Raw genomic sequence first — 15,408 nt, 5'->3', positions numbered from 1 at the left:
GCTGGTCAAGGTAGGTGTCCCAGGTCAGCCGGGAGTGAGCAGCGAACGGCGCCGGCCGCATCTGCCGACCAGGGAAGAGAACGCCCTACTTGCCGTTGTTCACGGGTTCCGTATCGTGCAGGCGGGCGCGGAGCATGTCGGCGAACTCCTCGGCTGTGGCGAGGGTTGCTCGAAGTTCTGTGCACCGTTCCTCGGCGGTTTCGGTGTACTCGCGCAGTCGTGCACGGCGCTGACCGGCGGTCAGCCGCTTGCCGGAGGCCTTGTCAGGGTCGAGGACGGCGAGCAGGTCCCGCATTTCCTCCAGGTGGAAGCCAAGGGGTTTCATGCGCTTGATCAGGTTCAGCCGGTCCAACTCCGACTGTGTGTAGAGCCGGAATCCGCCTTGGCTGCGGGCGCTGGGGACCGCGAGGCCGACTTCTTCGTAGTACCGGATGGTGCGCAGGGACAGGCCGGTGCGTTCGGCCACTTCGCCGATCTGCATGTGCTCGCCCACGCGATGCCCTCGCCTTCGTCATGCATTCGTTCAACTACTCCGAATCCGTCTCGAAGGTCGTCATCGACCTGTCCGGCGCCCACGTCTGGGACAGTTCCGCAGTGGCCACACTGGACGTGGTCACGGCGAAGTTCGCCTCCCGCGGCATCGCGGCGGAGATCACCGGCCTGAACCCGCACAGCGAAAAGCTGCACAGCAAGCTGTCCGGACGGCTCGCCGACGCGCATTGACATACGGCTTCGGGCGACGAGACACAAACAGTTACGCTTTCTCGTCGCAGCGGCGTGCGGGCAGCACACGACCGAATATGGCGACGACCACGAGGACCGCGCCGATCGCGAGAAACGCCTCGGCGTACGTGTCCGTGGCAGTCACCAGAACGGCGAGGCCCAGCGCGCCGCCGATCTGTTTGGTCGTGTTCATCAAGCCTGACGCCGCACCGGCATCCGCCGCGTTGACACCTGAGGTGACGATGGTGGTGATCGGTGTGTTGAGCAGTCCGCCGCCGAACGAGATGATCACTGCTGGGCCGAGAATGCCGGACAGGTAGTCGCTGTCCGGGGAGATTCGGCTCTGCCACCAGAATCCGGCCGCGCCGATCAGTGCGCCGACGCTGACCAGGATGCGGCTGTCCACGTGTCGCATGAGTCTTGGTGTGAGGAACATCCCGACGGCGATCGAGACCACGGTGTGCGGCAGAAAGCCAAGTCCGGTGAGCAAAGCCGGGTAGTGCAGGAGGTTCTGCATGGTCAGGGTGAGGAAGTACCACATCGGGTTGAGGCACGCTCCGGCGAGCAGCATGGCGATGTTGCCCACCCGGATTGCCGGGGACCGCAGCAAGCGTAACGGGAACAGCGGCACGGCCGTGGATCTCGCTTCCACCACAACGAATGACGCAAGAGCAGCGACGCCGATCGCGAGCGCGGCCGGGTTGTGCGCGAACCCGTAGGCCAGTGCCGCCAGTCCACTCGTGGCGAGCACCGCGCCGGGAAGATCCAAGCGGGACCGGGTTCGACGAACAGGAGCAGGGGCGAGACCGCGCAGGACAAGAGGGACAGCCAGTGCACACAGGGGGACGTTGATCAGCAACGTCGACCGCCATGACAGGTACTCGGTCAGCACTCCGCCGATCAGGTTGCCCGCCGTGCCGCCCGCCAGGCCGACCGCGGTCCAGATCGCCAACGCGCGAGTTCGCTCTGGTCCTTCCCGGAACGTGGTGGTGAGTGCGGTCACCGTCGCGGGGGCGAGGATCGCGGCACCCAGGCCCTGTGCGGCACGTGCCGCGATGAGCAGGCCGGCGTCGTCGGCCAGACCGCCGGCCAGGCTGGCTCCGCCGAACAGGACGAGGCCGGACAGAAACACCCGCCGCAGCCCGTACAGGTCAGCCAACCGCCCACCGAGCAACAGAAAGCCGGCGAACACCAGCGCGTAAGCGTTCACCACCCACTGCGGGCCCGACTCACCGAGGCCGAGCACGCGCTGGATCGACGGCAACGCCACGTTCACGATCGACACATCCAGCACCACCATGAACTGCGCCACGCACGCCAGCGCCAGTACCACGGGAAGCACCCCCTTTTTTTGTTATACACGTGTATCATAAAAACGTGCCGAAGGTCGTCGATCACGCTGTTCGCCGGAAGCAGATCATCGAAGGTCTGCTGCGGGTGGCCGTGCGGGAGGGCTTGCATGCGGTGACCATGCGAGCAGTGGCCGCGGAGACGGAGGTCTCTCTGCGGTTGGTTCAGCACTACTTTCAGTCCAAAGCGCGTCTGATGCACGCCACGCTCGAGTATCTGGAGTGTGAGAGCCGCGACCGGTGGGCCGCGCGGCTGGCCGAACTGCCAGATCCGGTGCCAGCGCGTGTTCTCGTCGAGGCGCTGCTGGCCGAGGCTCTGCCGACCGACGAGCGAAGTCGCACGTTCCACTTGATGTGGACGTCGTACGCGGTACTGGCGATGACCGACCGGGAACTGGCTGAGCAACCGTTCGTCGAGGGTCCGAAACGACTGGAACGACAACTCGGCGATGTGCTGGCTCGGGCGCAGGCGACAGGCGAGTTGCCCGCCGATCTCGATGCTCCGACCGAAGCGGCACGCCTGCTCGCGGTGAGCCATGGACTCGGTACTGGTGTCCTGGTCGGACAACGCACGCCGGCGGAAGCCATTGCGGTGCTGGGCTATCACCTCGACCGTACGTTCCATGATTAACGGCCATCTCCCTGCGTCGCGACGGCACCTTGCTGGGCTTTCCTGCCCCCGAGACCGCGTTCCCCGGGACGTGCGGTCCGTCGGCTCTCGTGAGGGTTTCCAGCTGCGCGAAGAGACCTCTCGTGATGGACTGATCCCGCACGAGTCCGTGTGGAGGGAGCCGATATGGCTGTCGATGTCCGTCCCGTGGTGCGCGTCCGCCGAACGAGGGCGGATGTCGCGGCGTTCATGTTCGATCCGGCGAACGACATGCGCTGGACGGGTGGGATCACCTCCAGTGTTCCCGCTCGACCAGGACTGCTCGTCACCGGTGCGAAGGTCGAGCGCACGGCGCGTTTTCTGGGCCGCTCGTTCACGTACCGATACGTTGTCACCAAGCACGAGCCCGACCGGCTGGTCGAGCTTCAGGTCGAGCGACCGTTTCCGATGACCGTTCGCTACGAACTGGCCGACGTCGAGGGCGGGACCGAGGTCGCGATCCACGCCACGGGCCGGCCCGGGTGGTTTTTCCGATGGGCGACGCCTCTGCTGGCCAAACAGGTGCACAAGAACATCAGCGCCGACCTTGACCGGCTCCGCCGCTGCCTGGAGACGTGAACACGGCATGTCCGCCAGACCCGTGTCGCTCCGACCAGTGGAGATGGCCGGCAGGAACCGGGAAGCCCAAGAGGACTACCTCCGCGCGGCCCGGCTGACCGCCAGTCTTCCTGAGCAGAAGTACCTCTACATACGCGCATCCCAACTGACCCATACTGACGGCCGTGGTCACTCGGGATGACCAAGCTGGGCGCGGATACGTGCCCAATGCAGTGATACCCGGCATGGGACCGGAACACCGGCCGGATTCCGGCCTGCGCGCTGGAGCCTAGACCCAGAAGATCTCGGTGTTGCCGGTCGATTCCCCGCCTGCGGCGGCGAACGCCGACAGTGCCCGTACCAGTCCGCGCCGGGAGGTCGGGGACATCTGCCCGACGATCTGTTCGATCTGGGCGCGCCGGCGCTTGGTGACGTTGCTGACGACCGTCCGGCCCCGTCTGGTGAGGGCGACCACCAGTTCACGCCGAGAGGCCGGATTGGGCTGCCGGTCGATCAGGCCCGCCGTGACCAAACGGTCGACCATGCGCGTGGCGGTCGACGGGTTGACTCCCAGAGCCTGGGCCACCGAGGTGAGTTTCTGCGGGCCTTCGCTGCCCAGCACTACCAGGAGCCGGAACTGCGGGATCGTGATGGTGTCGTCAACCGCCGCGATCGACCGAGCCGAGACGGTCACCAACAGCCGGGACGCGGCCAACACCGCGTCGGTGACGGCGTCGACGTCGTCAGGAGCCTGGGAGGTGGGCAGAACGCGAGCCATATGTGTAGTTGTACCTCATCCGGCTCCCCGTGGCTCGGCACACCGCCGGAACGTCGGCCTGCGCGATCCGGCGTGGCGTTTGTCCACCTCGGTCACCGTGAAACGCATGAGGGACAGCGGTGTGGTCCGGTCGGCTGATCGGTGCCGTGCCATCCTTCGTTGGTCGCGTGCTGCCACAGTTGCAGCCACGCGCCGCGAAAGGTCAGGTATTCGGTCGAGGTGCTGCGCGTGGTCTGACAGCTGTCGCAGACCAGGGCGAGCCGTGAGTCCGAGTGATGGTTTTTGGGCTGTGCCGTCATGTCCTTCTCGATAGTCGTCGCGTCGCACGGTCCGGCAATTCAACTGGCTAATCTTGCGCGATGCAACAGTTGCCTCTGTTCGGGAGACACCCGGAAAGATCAAGTTCAGGCTTCGCATTCCGGGCAGTAGTGTGGGCCGATCGGCCGCGCGTTGCCCTTCCATGAAGCGTGCACAGCCTGTTGCCACAGCAGTAACCACGCGGCTCGATAGTCGGCGGACGGCTTGTTTTCCGACACGCTGTCGCCACACCCGTCGCAGACCAAGGTCAGCTTCGACACGTCATCGTGTGGGGGGATCGCAGTCATTCGATGCAGTGCCACCTTGTTCCGGGTGTCGCGGGGACCGAGGCGGCATCATCGCCAAAAAACATGGCATGCGCAACTCTTGCGTTGGCCAACAGTGTGGCCGTGTCGTTCGGGCCTCACATTCGCCAGGCGAACCGCATGATCCACAAGCCACGGAACAGTGCCCGAACCAACTGTTGTCATATCCGTCCGAAGACGGCCATGCCGGTGATCACCGCCCCGATCAGCACGTCGTTGGCCGTTGCCGGGGTGGAGTCGGCGCCGAAGCCGTAACCCACGACAAAAGGCGCGATGATCAGCCAGCTGCCGACGAGAATCGACAGCAGCCGTGCCGCGTTCGTCAGCACCGGCCGGACGATTCGGACCATACCCACCACAGCGAGGACCGATCCGGCGGCGGCGTCGTTCCATCGCGCGTCGAGCCAACTGTCGACGTCGCCGTAGGTCCAGCTGGCCGAAACGATCACCAGCCACACTCCGGCCGCCATGACCAGGCCGGCGCCGGGCAGGTACCGGCGGCCGGGCGGCTGGAAGCCTTGTCGGTGCGTGGCCGCTGACATGCAGTAACTCCCCGGATTGGCGTGGTCCGCGGGTTCACGATGACCGTCCGACGTTGAGGTGGGACTGGCTGTCACTTTGCGGTTGTGTGACGACTCGCCGCGCCTGCCCGGCGGGCGCCCGGGGCGTTTGGCAGCATGAGACCCCGTGGGCGCGAAACTGCTTGTCGTTGAGGACGATGATCGGGTTCGAGCGGCATTGCGGCTGGCGCTGGAGGATGAGGGCTACGACGTGGCCGAGGCGCCGGACGCCGAGTCGGCGCTGGCCGGCCTGCGCCGCCACGGACCGCCGGACGTGATGATCGTGGACCTGATGCTGGGCGAGATGGACGGCTTCAGCTGCATCCGGCAGGTCCGTTACGACCACGACGTGCCGATCATCGTGGTCAGCGCCCGAGACGACACCCACGACATCGTCGCGGCCCTTGAGGCGGGCGCCGACGACTACGTCACCAAGCCGTTCCAGATCAAGGAGATCACCGCTCGCCTGCGGGCGTTGCGGCGGCGAGCCCGCACGCCTGGACCGCAGGAACCGCGGGACATGCTGCTTGACGCCGATCCGCAACGTCCGTTGGTGCTGTCACCGGCCGGTGGCACGGTGCGGCGTGGGGACCAGGAACTGCACCTGACCCTGACGGAGTTCCGGCTGCTGTGCGAACTGGCGAGCGAGCCGGGCCGGGTGCTGAGCCGCAGCAGCCTGCTTGAGCGGGTCTGGGACCGCGGTTTCTTCGGCGACGACCGCATCGTCGACGTCCATATCCGCAGGTTGCGTACCAAGATCGAGCGGGATCCGTCCGATCCCCGGATCGTGGTGACCGTGCGCGGGCTCGGTTACCGGCTCGATGCCCAGCGTTAAGCGCCTCGGTCTTGGCCTGCGCGGCCGGGTGATCCTGACCTTCGCCCTCGGCGCGGGCCTGGTCTCCCTGGTGCTGGCGGTGTCGGTCTACACCATCAGCCGGGGCTACCTGGACGTGCAACGGCAGCGCTCGGCCGAGCGGCAGGCATCAGCCGACGCGGACTTCATGCGGGGACGGCTGGCAATGCCGGGCGCGTCGGCACAGGAGGTGCTGACGGCGCTGGACCCGCCGGCCAACACGGCGTTGTTGTTGCGGTGGGAGGGGGAGTGGTTCACCTCGCAGGCTTCGGTCGGGCCAGGCGATCTGCCCGCCGACCTGGTACCTGCCGTCACATCGGGCACCCAGACGACGCTGCCGCTCAACCACGACGGGCGGCCTTTCCTTGCCGTGGGCATCCCGCTGCCCGGTGGCTCGGGCCTGTTCGAGATCGCGCCGCTCGAAGAGCTCCAGACCACCCTCGCGATTCTGCGCACGGTCCTGGCGGCGTGCGGCATCGCGGCCACTCTCGGCGCGGCCGCGTTGGGCATGTGGGCCAGCCGCCGGGTCCTGCAACCGTTGCGAGACGTCGCCGGTACCGCGGCGCAGATCGCCGGGGGAGAACTGGACACCAGGCTGGAGCGGACCCATGACCGTGACCTGGCCACCATCACCGAATCGTTCAACAGCATGGTCGACTCGCTGCAGCGACGCATCGAACGCGAACGCCGGTTCTTCGGCGACGTCAGCCACGAACTGCGCACCCCGTTGACCACGCTCGTGACCGGTGTCGGCGTGCTTGACCGGTACAGCGACGACATGCCGGAGCGCTCGCAGCGTGCGCTGCGGTTGGTCGTCAACGAGGTCGACCACCTCCGCCGTCTGCTCGACGACCTGCTGGCTTTGGCTCGGACCGAGGCCGGCCTGCACCATGATCCGCCGGAGCCGTTGTCCATGGGTGAACTGCTGGCGCACACCATGGCGGACTCGAACCGCTCGGGCGAGCTGCTGGTGGTGGCGGCCGACTGCAGGGTGAACGGCCGCAAGCTCGCTTTGGAGCGCGCGTTCGTCAACCTGATGGACAATGCGGACCGTCACGGCGGTGGACTGGTCGGAGTGACCGTTCAGCGAGTCGGCCGCGACGTGGTGATCCATGTCGACGACGCGGGCCGCGGTGTTCCCGTGGACGAACGCGAGCGGGTGTTCGAGCGTTTCGCCACCGGACACACCGCCCGGGGCGGCACGTCCGGCACCGGACTGGGGCTGGCCCTGGTCGCGGAGACGGTCGCCGCCCATGAGGGCCGGGTGCGGTGCACAGATCGTCCCGGCGGCGGAGCGCGGTTCACCGTCACGCTGCCGTGCATCGACGACTGAGCGTCATACAACCGCAAAGAAGGCACCAAGGTCGTCTCAACATGAGCTGACCAAGCTGTGGGGCAGCAAGCAACCACCCCCACGGATGGATGACATGCCGACAACCATGGACGCGGACCACGGACAGATCACCGTCCGGCCCAACCTGGTGGCGCGTGAGGCACTGCTGTTGTGGCCCCGACGGGTCGCGGTCTCCGCCGCCACGGTCCAGGAAGCAGACCTCTGGCCGGTGTTCGCGGTGGTCCTCGGCGAGCGCGAACCTGACGAGGACCCGGGTGTCCTGCCGCTGTACGAACTGCTGGAGCGGCCCGAGCACCTCGATCGCATCTCGGTCGTGCAGGCCCGGTGTCACTGGACGATCATCGATCCCCGGCACGCCTTGCTCGAACTGTCCGTCCGGGCCAAGGCGCCGGTCCGGTTCGATGTCGACATCATCCTGCCGGCCAGGTCGGTGCTCAACGCACTCGACCTGCTCGCCCGGGGCGGCACCGTCGCGATCACGACGCAGCGTCACTCCGGCACGTTGACCCCACGCACCGACATCCGCGACGCGCTGACCAAACTCGTGCTGATCAGCTGCCCACCGTCCGCGGAACTCGAGGCCGTGGCGGCGGCGGTCAACGAAGCGGTCTGCTGACGAGGTCGTGGTGAGCAACTTCTTCGGACCGATCGACCCGTACGTCACGTTGCCGGCGGCGGCCTTGGGAAGCGTGGCGATCGTGCTTCTTCTCAACGGCGTGGTGCTGTGGGGCCTGGTGGCCGCTGTCCTCACCGGCCTGCTTGTCGCGTTCGACTCGTGGGTAAACCGGCGCGAGCGCACGCCACCCCAGCGGCCGGTGCGTCACCGGCACACGCGCTGGTGATCCCCCTTCGCGCTGGTCAGCCCTCGTGAGTGTTTATCAGTGTTCTAACCCTGATAAACACTCACGAGGGGGTGCCTGCAGGTGGGTCGGTGTCGGCACTGCTTTGATCGTCATGTGCGGCCGGTCGCCAGGAGGACAGGTTCCGGCCGGTGCCTGAATGTGTGACGGACTGCTGGCGTTCATGGGCGACGAGATCCGGTCCGCCCCACTTTGCCTCGTCGTTCTCGTCGAATCGGTGCCTTCCCATCGCTACCTCCCTTCGGCGCCATGTCAAGTACCCACTTGAACGCCCGCTGAGGCCACCCGAACGGGTAAACATGTGACCACGGGCTCGACGGGCGTCACGGGCGGCGCTTCGGCACGGGAATCCGCATCAGGTCCTCAGCCACGACGATGTCGCCGTCGAACACCTCGGCGGCTTCGGCGTGGAACCGCGCGGGCTCGTCGTACCGCTGGGAGAAATGGGTCAGTACGAGCTGCCGGACACCGCTTTCCTGGGCGACGCGGCCTGCCTGCGCCGCGGTCATGTGTCCGTACTCGGTCGCCAACGACGTGTCCTCGGCGAGGAAGGTCGCTTCGATCACCAGCATGTCGACACCCTCGGCCAGTTCGTGGACCGCGTCGCACAGGCGGGTGTCCATCACGAAGGCGAATCGTTGTCCCCGCCTCGGCACGCTGACGTCTTCCACTCGCACGGTACGGCCGTCGACGTCCAGGACACCGTTGCGCTGCAGTTCGCCCACGGCCGGACCGGTCACGCCGAACGCGTCCAGACGTTCGGGCACCATACGCCTGCCGTCGGGTTCGACCAGCCGGTAGCCGAACGCCTCCATGGTGTGGTCCAGCCGACGTGCTTCGAGCACGCCGAACGCACCCGCCGCGACTGGGCCATCCCGATCCACCGGTTCCTCGTGGATCTCGGCCACTTCATGGAACGGACAGGCGTGCCGTAGCCGGTCGAAGTACTGCCGGCCGGACGCCGGGTAGTGCGCGAAAACCCTGTGGCGCACGCCGTCCAAGGACAGGCGTTGCACAACGCCTGGTACGCCAAGGCAGTGGTCGCCGTGGAAGTGCGTGAGGCAGATGCGGGTGATGTCGTTCGCCGCGACACCCGCCATCAGCATCTGCCGCTGTGTACCTTCGCCCGGATCGAACAGAATGCCTTCGCCGTCCCAGCGCAACAGATAGCCGTTGTGGTTGCGTTGCCTGGTCGGTACTTGACTGGCGGTTCCCAGCACGACGAGCTCTCGCAGCGACACACCGGAACCATACGGCCCGGTCGACTCACACGACTGATTAGGTGCGTCCGAAGTGGAGTGGTCGTCCGGCTCACAGGCACGGTGGCCGGTAGCCGTCGATGCGCAGGCCGCGGAACTCCAGCTTGTTCGGCGTCTTGCCGACGAAAACCAGGCCGCGTGCCTCCCGCAACGCCGTGGCGAACGGGTACGACGGCGTGCCCAGTTCGGGAAGTGAGGTCCAGTTCCTGGGGGAGAAGCTGAAGAACTTCCGGACGAGCTTGCCGCCCGTCGACGGCACCAGCGTCAGCCACTTGTCGCCGCCGCTCCAGTGCGACGCCGGGCGCAGCTGGACGTAGACGTCGTCCGTCGAGCTGTAGGTCATCCAGAAACCGGACGACTTCGACAAGTCGGCCTGGGCCTCGAACTGGTTCGCGAGCCACACGACCACCACGTGCCACTCGGCGTTGAGGAACGTCACCTTCGCCGCGTACCGCTTGCCTTCGCGGACAAGCAGGCTGCCGGTCGGCGGTACCGTGGTGCCCTCGCCGCTGGCGATCCACTGTTGGAGGCGATCGATCGACGGGGTCTCGCACTCGCGACCCTGCGAGGCCTGGGCGACCGGCCCGGAACCGAGCAGTGAGAACACGAGCACCACAGCGAATATGCCGGTGAATGGGACAGTTCCACGACGTCGCGTCGAAGCTGTGCGCATTCACCGGAAGCTAGCACATTCAGGCCGTGCAGCGGCCGTTCAGCCAGGTTCGCATCTGCTGCGGCCAGCTGGTCGCCATGCGCCGCGGGCCTTTGTCCAGCGCGGCCTGCCAGGACGCCTGGTTACCGGTCCACGACGGCGGGGGCTCCTCCCACGCGACGGTGTCCGGCCAGACCGGCCGGTGCGCACCGCCCGCGATCACCGCCGCCAGTCCCGCGTTGGTGAAGCGGGTGGTCAGCTCTGGTTTCAACGCCGCGTCATGGGTGTAGACCATGATTTCCTGGGTCGCGACGCGCTCCCGGACCGGGGCGATCACCTCGGCCCACCCGGTGTTCCTGATCGCCGGGTCGGCGTTGAGCAGCGACTGTTTGGCCTCCCCCTTGATCTCCACCAGCGGAACCATGCCGATTCTCCTGGCGGCGTCGAGGAACTCGCGGAAGGTGTGCACACGCTCGCCCTTGTACGGGCCGACCTCGATGGTGCGGCCGTTCAGCTTGTCGCTGCCGGTGTTCCACCACAGCGTGTTGACGTCGGCCTTCGAGCCGGTCAGCCGGAGGGTGGAGGTGTTGTGCCACATAACGGCTTTCGTGCCGTTCTTGGTCAGCTGCAGATCGGCCTCGACACCGCTCGCGCCCTTGTTCTTGTAGTCCTGTAACGCAGTCGGGTTGTTGGGCTGCCGCACCTGATCGCGTTCCCATGCGTTCGGCCCGGTCGGATAGCCGCCGTGTGCGAACACAGCGGGGCATGCGGGCAGGGCGCTGTCCTGCGCCGCGGCCGGCACGGCGAGTGTCGGCAGCAGTACGACGGCGAGCGCGAGCCGGACAACGGCCGGGCGCGTGACCATAGGTGTCCTTCCTTCGGTCTGACTACAGGGAACGAAAACTACAAGATCACAGTCGCTCGGCGCCGGCGATTGGATCGACGGCGTCTGGGTATATCGAGGTGTGGTCGCGCTGGCCCGTTTCGCAGTGAGAAAGAACGCTGTGAGAACAGCGCGGTGAGGAAAGATCGCAGTGAGGGAGAACCATGCCGAGTACGACGCTTCCGTCCGAAGGCGACGAGTTCCGGATCCGGTGTGACGCGCCCGACGCGGAGCTCACCCTGCGGGCCAGGCCGGTGCGGGTGCGTTTCACCGGCGACTGCACGGTGCGGGCCGGCGCCCGGGAGACGGCGGACGGGATCACGCTGGAACTCCCGTCCTTAGCCTTGAAGGCGGAGCTGCCGGACGCGGGCGGCGCCGAGGACGGCGGCACCATCGAAGTGCGCCTGAAGGACACCGAGGCGAAGTCGATCGGCCACCTGCGGGCGTCGTCGTCGCAGTTCGACATGCTGCTCGTCGCCGACATCGTCGCGACGGTCCGTCAGCCCGGCGGCACGATCGAGCTCGGTTCCGCCCAGCCGATGCGGCTGTGGGCGCATCTGGACCATTTCCCGCCGCGCGGGGAACACTGCCGGCTCGGGGCGCCGGTGGACCTGGTGGTACCGGACAGCCCGGAGGCCACCGTCGTGCAGCTCCAGGACCTGCCGCTCAAGGTCGAGACGGCCTCGGGCTGATTCATCCAGGATGGACAGTGCGGCGGGCCGCATGAACCCCACGCGGACCGGGCATTCGAGTGGTGTGGACCGCGCACCGGATGACGCTTCGCTGACCCGGACGATCGTCAGTCTGGACGAACTCGCCGCGCTGGTGGCGGCCGAGAACGGCGGGGACCTGTACGTCCGTTGGTCGTTGGGGCCGGACGTCGACCTCGCCCACGGTCAGTCCAGCCGGGACGGGCTGACCGGTGTCGCCCTGCCCGGGCTGTCGGCGAGTTCGCTGCGTGTCGAGCCGTGGTGGGATCGGTCATTGCGGCTGTGGCTGGCCAGGCGGTTGTACGACTACCGTCACTTGCCTGAGCTGCGCGGCCCTGGCGTCCGTCCATGGGTGCTGCGCGGCATCGAGGTGGCGCGTGGACCGGACAACGAACCGCTGGTGAAGTGCGACCGGCCCGTGGCCTGGGTCGCCGACACGGTCCTGCATGCGGCCGAACGCCTGGTGGAAGAGCAGAACTCACCCGAATGGGGACCGATGGACCGGCGTTGATCCCGCTCAGGCGTTGGCGCGTCGAGCCCAGCGCAGTACCACTGTGGTCCCTCGGGCGTCATGGTGCAGGTCGAACACGTCGGACAGCGCGTCCATCATCTCCAGTCCACGCCCGCCGTTGCCCGTGCCGGACGGCGCCGACCAGGTGCCGTCGTCCGAGACGACCACGTGCACAGCGCGTGCCAGGCGATCACACGCGGCGAACACGGTGACCATGCCGCTCTCGTGATGATAGGCGTGCCGGACGGCGTTGGACACGGCTTCGTCCGTGGCCATCACGATGTCCTGGCGCTCGTCCTCGAGCAGGCGGACCGCATAAGTCCATTCCAGAACACGGTCGCGGATCGGCGCGAGCTGGGATGGCGTCGCCGGTGCCGACAGGTGCAGGTACGGTTCGGACAAGTCGGCGTCGGTGACGACGTCCCCGGCGAGATCGGGCAGGGTGGCCGCCCACGCCCGCAGGGGTGCCGGAAGTGGTCCTCCGTGTTCGTGCCTCTGCATTGGCTCGATCCCCGGTCACCATTTCGGTCCGCTGGCCAGTCATCGGATACCCGTGGCCGGTGTCCCTATGCTGTTTCCGAACGATGTTTCGAAGCGTGACGGCGCGGTATGCCGGCGTGGGTGCTCGGTCGGTTCCGGGCGGCGCACAGTCCTGTTCGGACGATGGACCGACGGGAACCCTCGTGTGCGGCAACGTAACGGTCACCGCGCCCGGCCAGCCGGTGAACTGTCCGCCGTGGTCGGCCGGTCAGAGCCGGGCCCAGGGAAACGAGTCACCGCGGTAGAGGTATGTCACCTCGGCGGACGGCCGCCGTTCGGTCATCTCGACCACGAAGTCCGACAGCGGCGACTTCATCACGCCGTAGTCGTCGTAGTGCACCGGGATCACGTGCCGGGGCGCCAGCAGTTCCACCAGATCCACCCCTTGCTTGGCGTCCATGGTGAGCAACAGGCCGAGCACCTTCGTGCCGCCGAGATGGACGATGGCCAGGTCGATCCGCGGGTAGCGTTCCCGGATCTCGCGTAGTTCGTTGTGCACCAGGGTGTCGCCGCTGAGGTAGATGCGCAACGGCGGGCCCGGGTCGCCGGCGGCCTGGTACTCCACCATGCTGCCCATCACAGGCGGCAGCACCCGTGCCGCGAAGCCCAGCGCGTGCTTGCCCGGCAGCGAGGTCACGGTGAGCGTCGCACCGTCCTTCGTCATCGTGAAGTCCGACCACGTCCGCAGGGACACAGGCGCACGGAAGCCGCGTTTGGTCAGTCGTCGTGCTGCGTGCGGTGTGGTGAGGATCGGCAGATCACGGTCCAGTTCGCGGCTGGCGATCCGGTCGAAGTGGTCGCCGTGCATGTGCGACAGCACCACGGCGTCCAGGCCGGGCAGTTGACCGATCTGGATCGCCGGTTCGGTGCGCCTGCGGGAGACCACGCCCTGACCGATGTGGGTCCACTGGCCGCGGTGCAGGAAGTTCGGGTCGGTCAGCACAGTGAACGGCCCGAGCCTCAGCACCGCGGTCGCGTTGCCCACGAAGAACAACGACTCGTCGGCTATCCGGTGTCCCATGGCCTGTGCCTACTCCACCGGGTAGTCGTTCTGGCCGATGGTGCCGGTGGGATTGGCCTCTCGGCCGGTGTCGCCCATCACCTGCGCACGTCCCGGAGTGGTGTTCTCCTCCGTCGGGTCGTCGCTGTCCTCGGCCAGGGAAGCCGTCAGATCCTGGTCGCTGTCGTCGCGCCGAGTCTTGTCGTCCATGCGCTCGGCTACCCCGCACGGGTTGATCAAAACCGAGTCATTCGCCGTTCTGTGTACGCTGCAGCACGATCAGCGAACGCTCGGGAACTGTGAGCTTTTCGCCGCCGGTCAGCGTGCGGGGCGTCGTGAGCTGCTCGTCGGCCACGACGTCGATCAGCACACCACTGGCCGAGTCAGCGAATACTTCACCCGTGTGGGTGTCGAGGACGACGGACCACTCGTGGCCGTAGCTGTCGCCGGGGACGGTCATCGCGATTTCGCCGTCGTGGGCGTTGAAACACAGCAGGAAAGAGTCGTCCCGCACCTGTAGCCCGCGGGCGTCCAGGTCGGGGATCGCGTCACCGTTGAGGAACACCATGATGCTCCGCCCGAACCCGGACTCCCAGTCCTGTTCGGTCATCTCCTCGCCGGACGGCGTGAACCAGGCGATGTCGCGCAGTTCCTCCCCTTTGCGGATCGGCCGCCCGGCGAAGAACCGGCGACGACGGAACACGGGGTGGCTGTGTCGCAGATCGATGACCGCGGCGGTGAAGTCGAGCAGGTCGCGGTGCTCGTCCAGCGCCGACCAGTCCACCCAGGACAGCTCGTTGTCCTGGCAGTAGGCGTTGTTGTTGCCGTTCTGGGTGCGGCCGATCTCGTCACCGTGCAGCAGCATCGGCACGCCCTGCGACAGCATCAGCGTGGCGATCATGTTGCGGCGCTGCCGGGCCCGCAGGGCCAGCACCTCGGGATCGTCGGTCGGTCCTTCGGCTCCGCAGTTCCACGACCGGTTGTCGTTGGCGCCGTCACGGTTCTGCTCGCCGTTGGCCTCGTTGTGCTTGTCGTTGTACGACACCAGGTCGTTCAACGTGAAGCCGTCGTGCGCGGTGACGAAGTTGATCGACGCGAACGGCCTGCGGCCGTCGTCCTGGTACAGGTCCGACGAACCGGTGATGCGGGACGCGAACTCGCCCAGCGTCGCCGGTTCACCGCGCCAGAAGTCCCGGACGGTGTCCCGGAACTTGCCGTTCCACTCGGTCCACAGTGGAGGGAAGTTGCCCACCTGGTAGCCGCCAGGGCCGACGTCCCACGGCTCGGCGATCAGCTTGACCTGGCTGATCACCGGGTCCTGCTGGACGATGTCGAAGAACGCGCTCAGCCGGTCCACGTCGTAGAACTCACGCGCCAGCGTGGCGGCGAGGTCGAAACGGAACCCGTCGACGTGCATCTCGGTCACCCAGTACCGCAGCGAGTCCATGATCAGCTGGAGGGTGTGCGGGTTGCGGACGTTGAGCGAGTTGCCGGTGCCGGTGTAGTCCATGTAGAACCGGCGGTCGTCGTCCACCAGCCGGTAGTA

At 66.9% G+C, this 15,408-nt stretch carries 20 protein-coding genes; 9 read left to right on the top strand and 11 right to left on the bottom strand.

Annotation, left to right across the window (positions count from 1 at the left end; translation table 11 throughout):
- Nucleotides 1-85: 85 nt before the first annotated feature.
- Nucleotides 86-493: a MerR family transcriptional regulator gene (locus GC106_RS41980; protein ID WP_312873318.1), complete on the bottom strand. Its 408-nt coding sequence runs from the start codon at nucleotides 491-493 to the stop codon at nucleotides 86-88.
- Between the two features lie 20 nt (nucleotides 494-513).
- Between GC106_RS41980 and GC106_RS41975 the strand changes: the two genes are divergently transcribed.
- Nucleotides 514-723, top strand: a complete 210-nt coding sequence (locus GC106_RS41975) for an STAS domain-containing protein (protein ID WP_173141769.1) — start codon at nucleotides 514-516, stop codon at nucleotides 721-723.
- Nucleotides 724-754: 31 nt separating this feature from the next.
- Here GC106_RS41975 and GC106_RS41970 read toward each other — a convergent pair whose 3' ends face one another.
- Complete coding sequence (locus GC106_RS41970; protein ID WP_376777821.1) at nucleotides 755-2,065, bottom strand: MFS transporter; 1,311 nt, start codon at nucleotides 2,063-2,065, stop codon at nucleotides 755-757.
- 35 nt (nucleotides 2,066-2,100) lie between these two features.
- On the opposite strand from GC106_RS41970, the gene GC106_RS41965 reads away from it, so the two are divergent.
- Entirely contained in the window at nucleotides 2,101-2,703 is a 603-nt protein-coding gene (locus tag GC106_RS41965) for a TetR/AcrR family transcriptional regulator (RefSeq protein WP_173141768.1), read from the top strand.
- A gap of 165 nt (nucleotides 2,704-2,868) precedes the next feature.
- Entirely contained in the window at nucleotides 2,869-3,300 is a 432-nt protein-coding gene (locus GC106_RS41960) for an SRPBCC family protein (RefSeq protein ID WP_173141767.1), read from the top strand.
- 268 nt (nucleotides 3,301-3,568) lie between these two features.
- On the opposite strand, the gene GC106_RS41955 is transcribed toward GC106_RS41960, so the two are convergent.
- Both GC106_RS41955 and GC106_RS41950 read right to left on the bottom strand, forming a co-directional pair.
- A complete protein-coding gene (locus tag GC106_RS41955) occupies nucleotides 3,569-4,057 on the bottom strand; it encodes a MarR family winged helix-turn-helix transcriptional regulator (protein ID WP_173141766.1) in 489 nt (162 codons plus the stop codon).
- Between the two features lie 784 nt (nucleotides 4,058-4,841).
- The gene (locus GC106_RS41950) at nucleotides 4,842-5,222 is read right to left on the bottom strand and encodes an SPW repeat domain-containing protein (RefSeq protein WP_173141765.1); all 381 of its coding nucleotides are present in this window, start codon (nucleotides 5,220-5,222) and stop codon (nucleotides 4,842-4,844) included.
- Nucleotides 5,223-5,367: 145 nt separating this feature from the next.
- On the opposite strand from GC106_RS41950, the gene GC106_RS41945 reads away from it, so the two are divergent.
- The 4 genes from GC106_RS41945 (at nucleotide 5,368) to GC106_RS41930 (ending at nucleotide 8,289) form a co-directional block, all read left to right on the top strand.
- Nucleotides 5,368-6,075: a response regulator gene (locus GC106_RS41945; protein WP_173141764.1), complete on the top strand. Its 708-nt coding sequence runs from the start codon at nucleotides 5,368-5,370 to the stop codon at nucleotides 6,073-6,075.
- Nucleotides 6,062-7,426 carry an ATP-binding protein gene (locus GC106_RS41940; RefSeq protein ID WP_173141763.1) on the top strand — a complete coding sequence of 455 codons (1,365 nt, stop codon included), beginning with the start codon at nucleotides 6,062-6,064 and terminating at the stop codon, nucleotides 7,424-7,426. The genes GC106_RS41945 and GC106_RS41940 overlap by 14 nt, the downstream gene beginning before the upstream one ends.
- Before the next feature lie 94 nt (nucleotides 7,427-7,520).
- On the top strand, nucleotides 7,521-8,063 hold the full coding sequence (locus GC106_RS41935) for a hypothetical protein (RefSeq protein ID WP_173141762.1): 543 nt from the start codon (nucleotides 7,521-7,523) through the stop codon (nucleotides 8,061-8,063).
- Between the two features lie 10 nt (nucleotides 8,064-8,073).
- A complete protein-coding gene (locus GC106_RS41930; protein ID WP_173141761.1) occupies nucleotides 8,074-8,289 on the top strand; it encodes a threonine/serine exporter family protein in 216 nt (71 codons plus the stop codon).
- A 341-nt stretch (nucleotides 8,290-8,630) separates the two neighbouring features.
- On the opposite strand, the gene GC106_RS41925 is transcribed toward GC106_RS41930, so the two are convergent.
- From GC106_RS41925 to GC106_RS41915, 3 genes are all read right to left on the bottom strand, one after another.
- The gene (locus tag GC106_RS41925; RefSeq protein WP_173141760.1) at nucleotides 8,631-9,548 is read right to left on the bottom strand and encodes a ribonuclease Z; all 918 of its coding nucleotides are present in this window, start codon (nucleotides 9,546-9,548) and stop codon (nucleotides 8,631-8,633) included.
- 70 nt (nucleotides 9,549-9,618) lie between these two features.
- Complete coding sequence (locus GC106_RS41920) at nucleotides 9,619-10,179, bottom strand: hypothetical protein (RefSeq protein ID WP_376777820.1); 561 nt, start codon at nucleotides 10,177-10,179, stop codon at nucleotides 9,619-9,621.
- A gap of 79 nt (nucleotides 10,180-10,258) precedes the next feature.
- On the bottom strand, nucleotides 10,259-11,083 hold the full coding sequence (locus tag GC106_RS41915; RefSeq protein WP_173141759.1) for a glycerophosphodiester phosphodiesterase family protein: 825 nt from the start codon (nucleotides 11,081-11,083) through the stop codon (nucleotides 10,259-10,261).
- A gap of 182 nt (nucleotides 11,084-11,265) precedes the next feature.
- On the opposite strand from GC106_RS41915, the gene GC106_RS41910 reads away from it, so the two are divergent.
- Complete coding sequence (locus GC106_RS41910; protein ID WP_173141758.1) at nucleotides 11,266-11,793, top strand: hypothetical protein; 528 nt, start codon at nucleotides 11,266-11,268, stop codon at nucleotides 11,791-11,793.
- A 31-nt stretch (nucleotides 11,794-11,824) separates the two neighbouring features.
- On the top strand, nucleotides 11,825-12,322 hold the full coding sequence (locus tag GC106_RS41905) for a DUF6098 family protein (protein WP_246368049.1): 498 nt from the start codon (nucleotides 11,825-11,827) through the stop codon (nucleotides 12,320-12,322).
- 6 nt (nucleotides 12,323-12,328) lie between these two features.
- Here the strand turns inward: GC106_RS41905 and GC106_RS41900 are convergent, their stop codons facing one another.
- The 4 genes from GC106_RS41900 to GC106_RS41885 all read right to left on the bottom strand — a co-directional run.
- Nucleotides 12,329-12,823: an ATP-binding protein gene (locus GC106_RS41900; RefSeq protein ID WP_173141757.1), complete on the bottom strand. Its 495-nt coding sequence runs from the start codon at nucleotides 12,821-12,823 to the stop codon at nucleotides 12,329-12,331.
- Nucleotides 12,824-13,070: 247 nt separating this feature from the next.
- Entirely contained in the window at nucleotides 13,071-13,883 is an 813-nt protein-coding gene (locus GC106_RS41895) for an MBL fold metallo-hydrolase (protein WP_173141756.1), read from the bottom strand.
- A gap of 9 nt (nucleotides 13,884-13,892) precedes the next feature.
- Nucleotides 13,893-14,072: a hypothetical protein gene (locus GC106_RS41890; RefSeq protein ID WP_173141755.1), complete on the bottom strand. Its 180-nt coding sequence runs from the start codon at nucleotides 14,070-14,072 to the stop codon at nucleotides 13,893-13,895.
- A 37-nt stretch (nucleotides 14,073-14,109) separates the two neighbouring features.
- A partial coding sequence (locus GC106_RS41885; protein WP_246368047.1) for a glycogen debranching protein occupies nucleotides 14,110-15,408 on the bottom strand: 1,299 nt, incomplete at its 5' end.

The organism is Kibdelosporangium persicum (assembly GCF_013280595.1).
In the GTDB taxonomy this organism is placed as follows: domain Bacteria; phylum Actinomycetota; class Actinomycetes; order Mycobacteriales; family Pseudonocardiaceae; genus Kibdelosporangium; species Kibdelosporangium persicum.
Note: the sequence above shows the minus strand (reverse complement) of the source record. Positions and strands in the feature narration are given on the sequence as shown.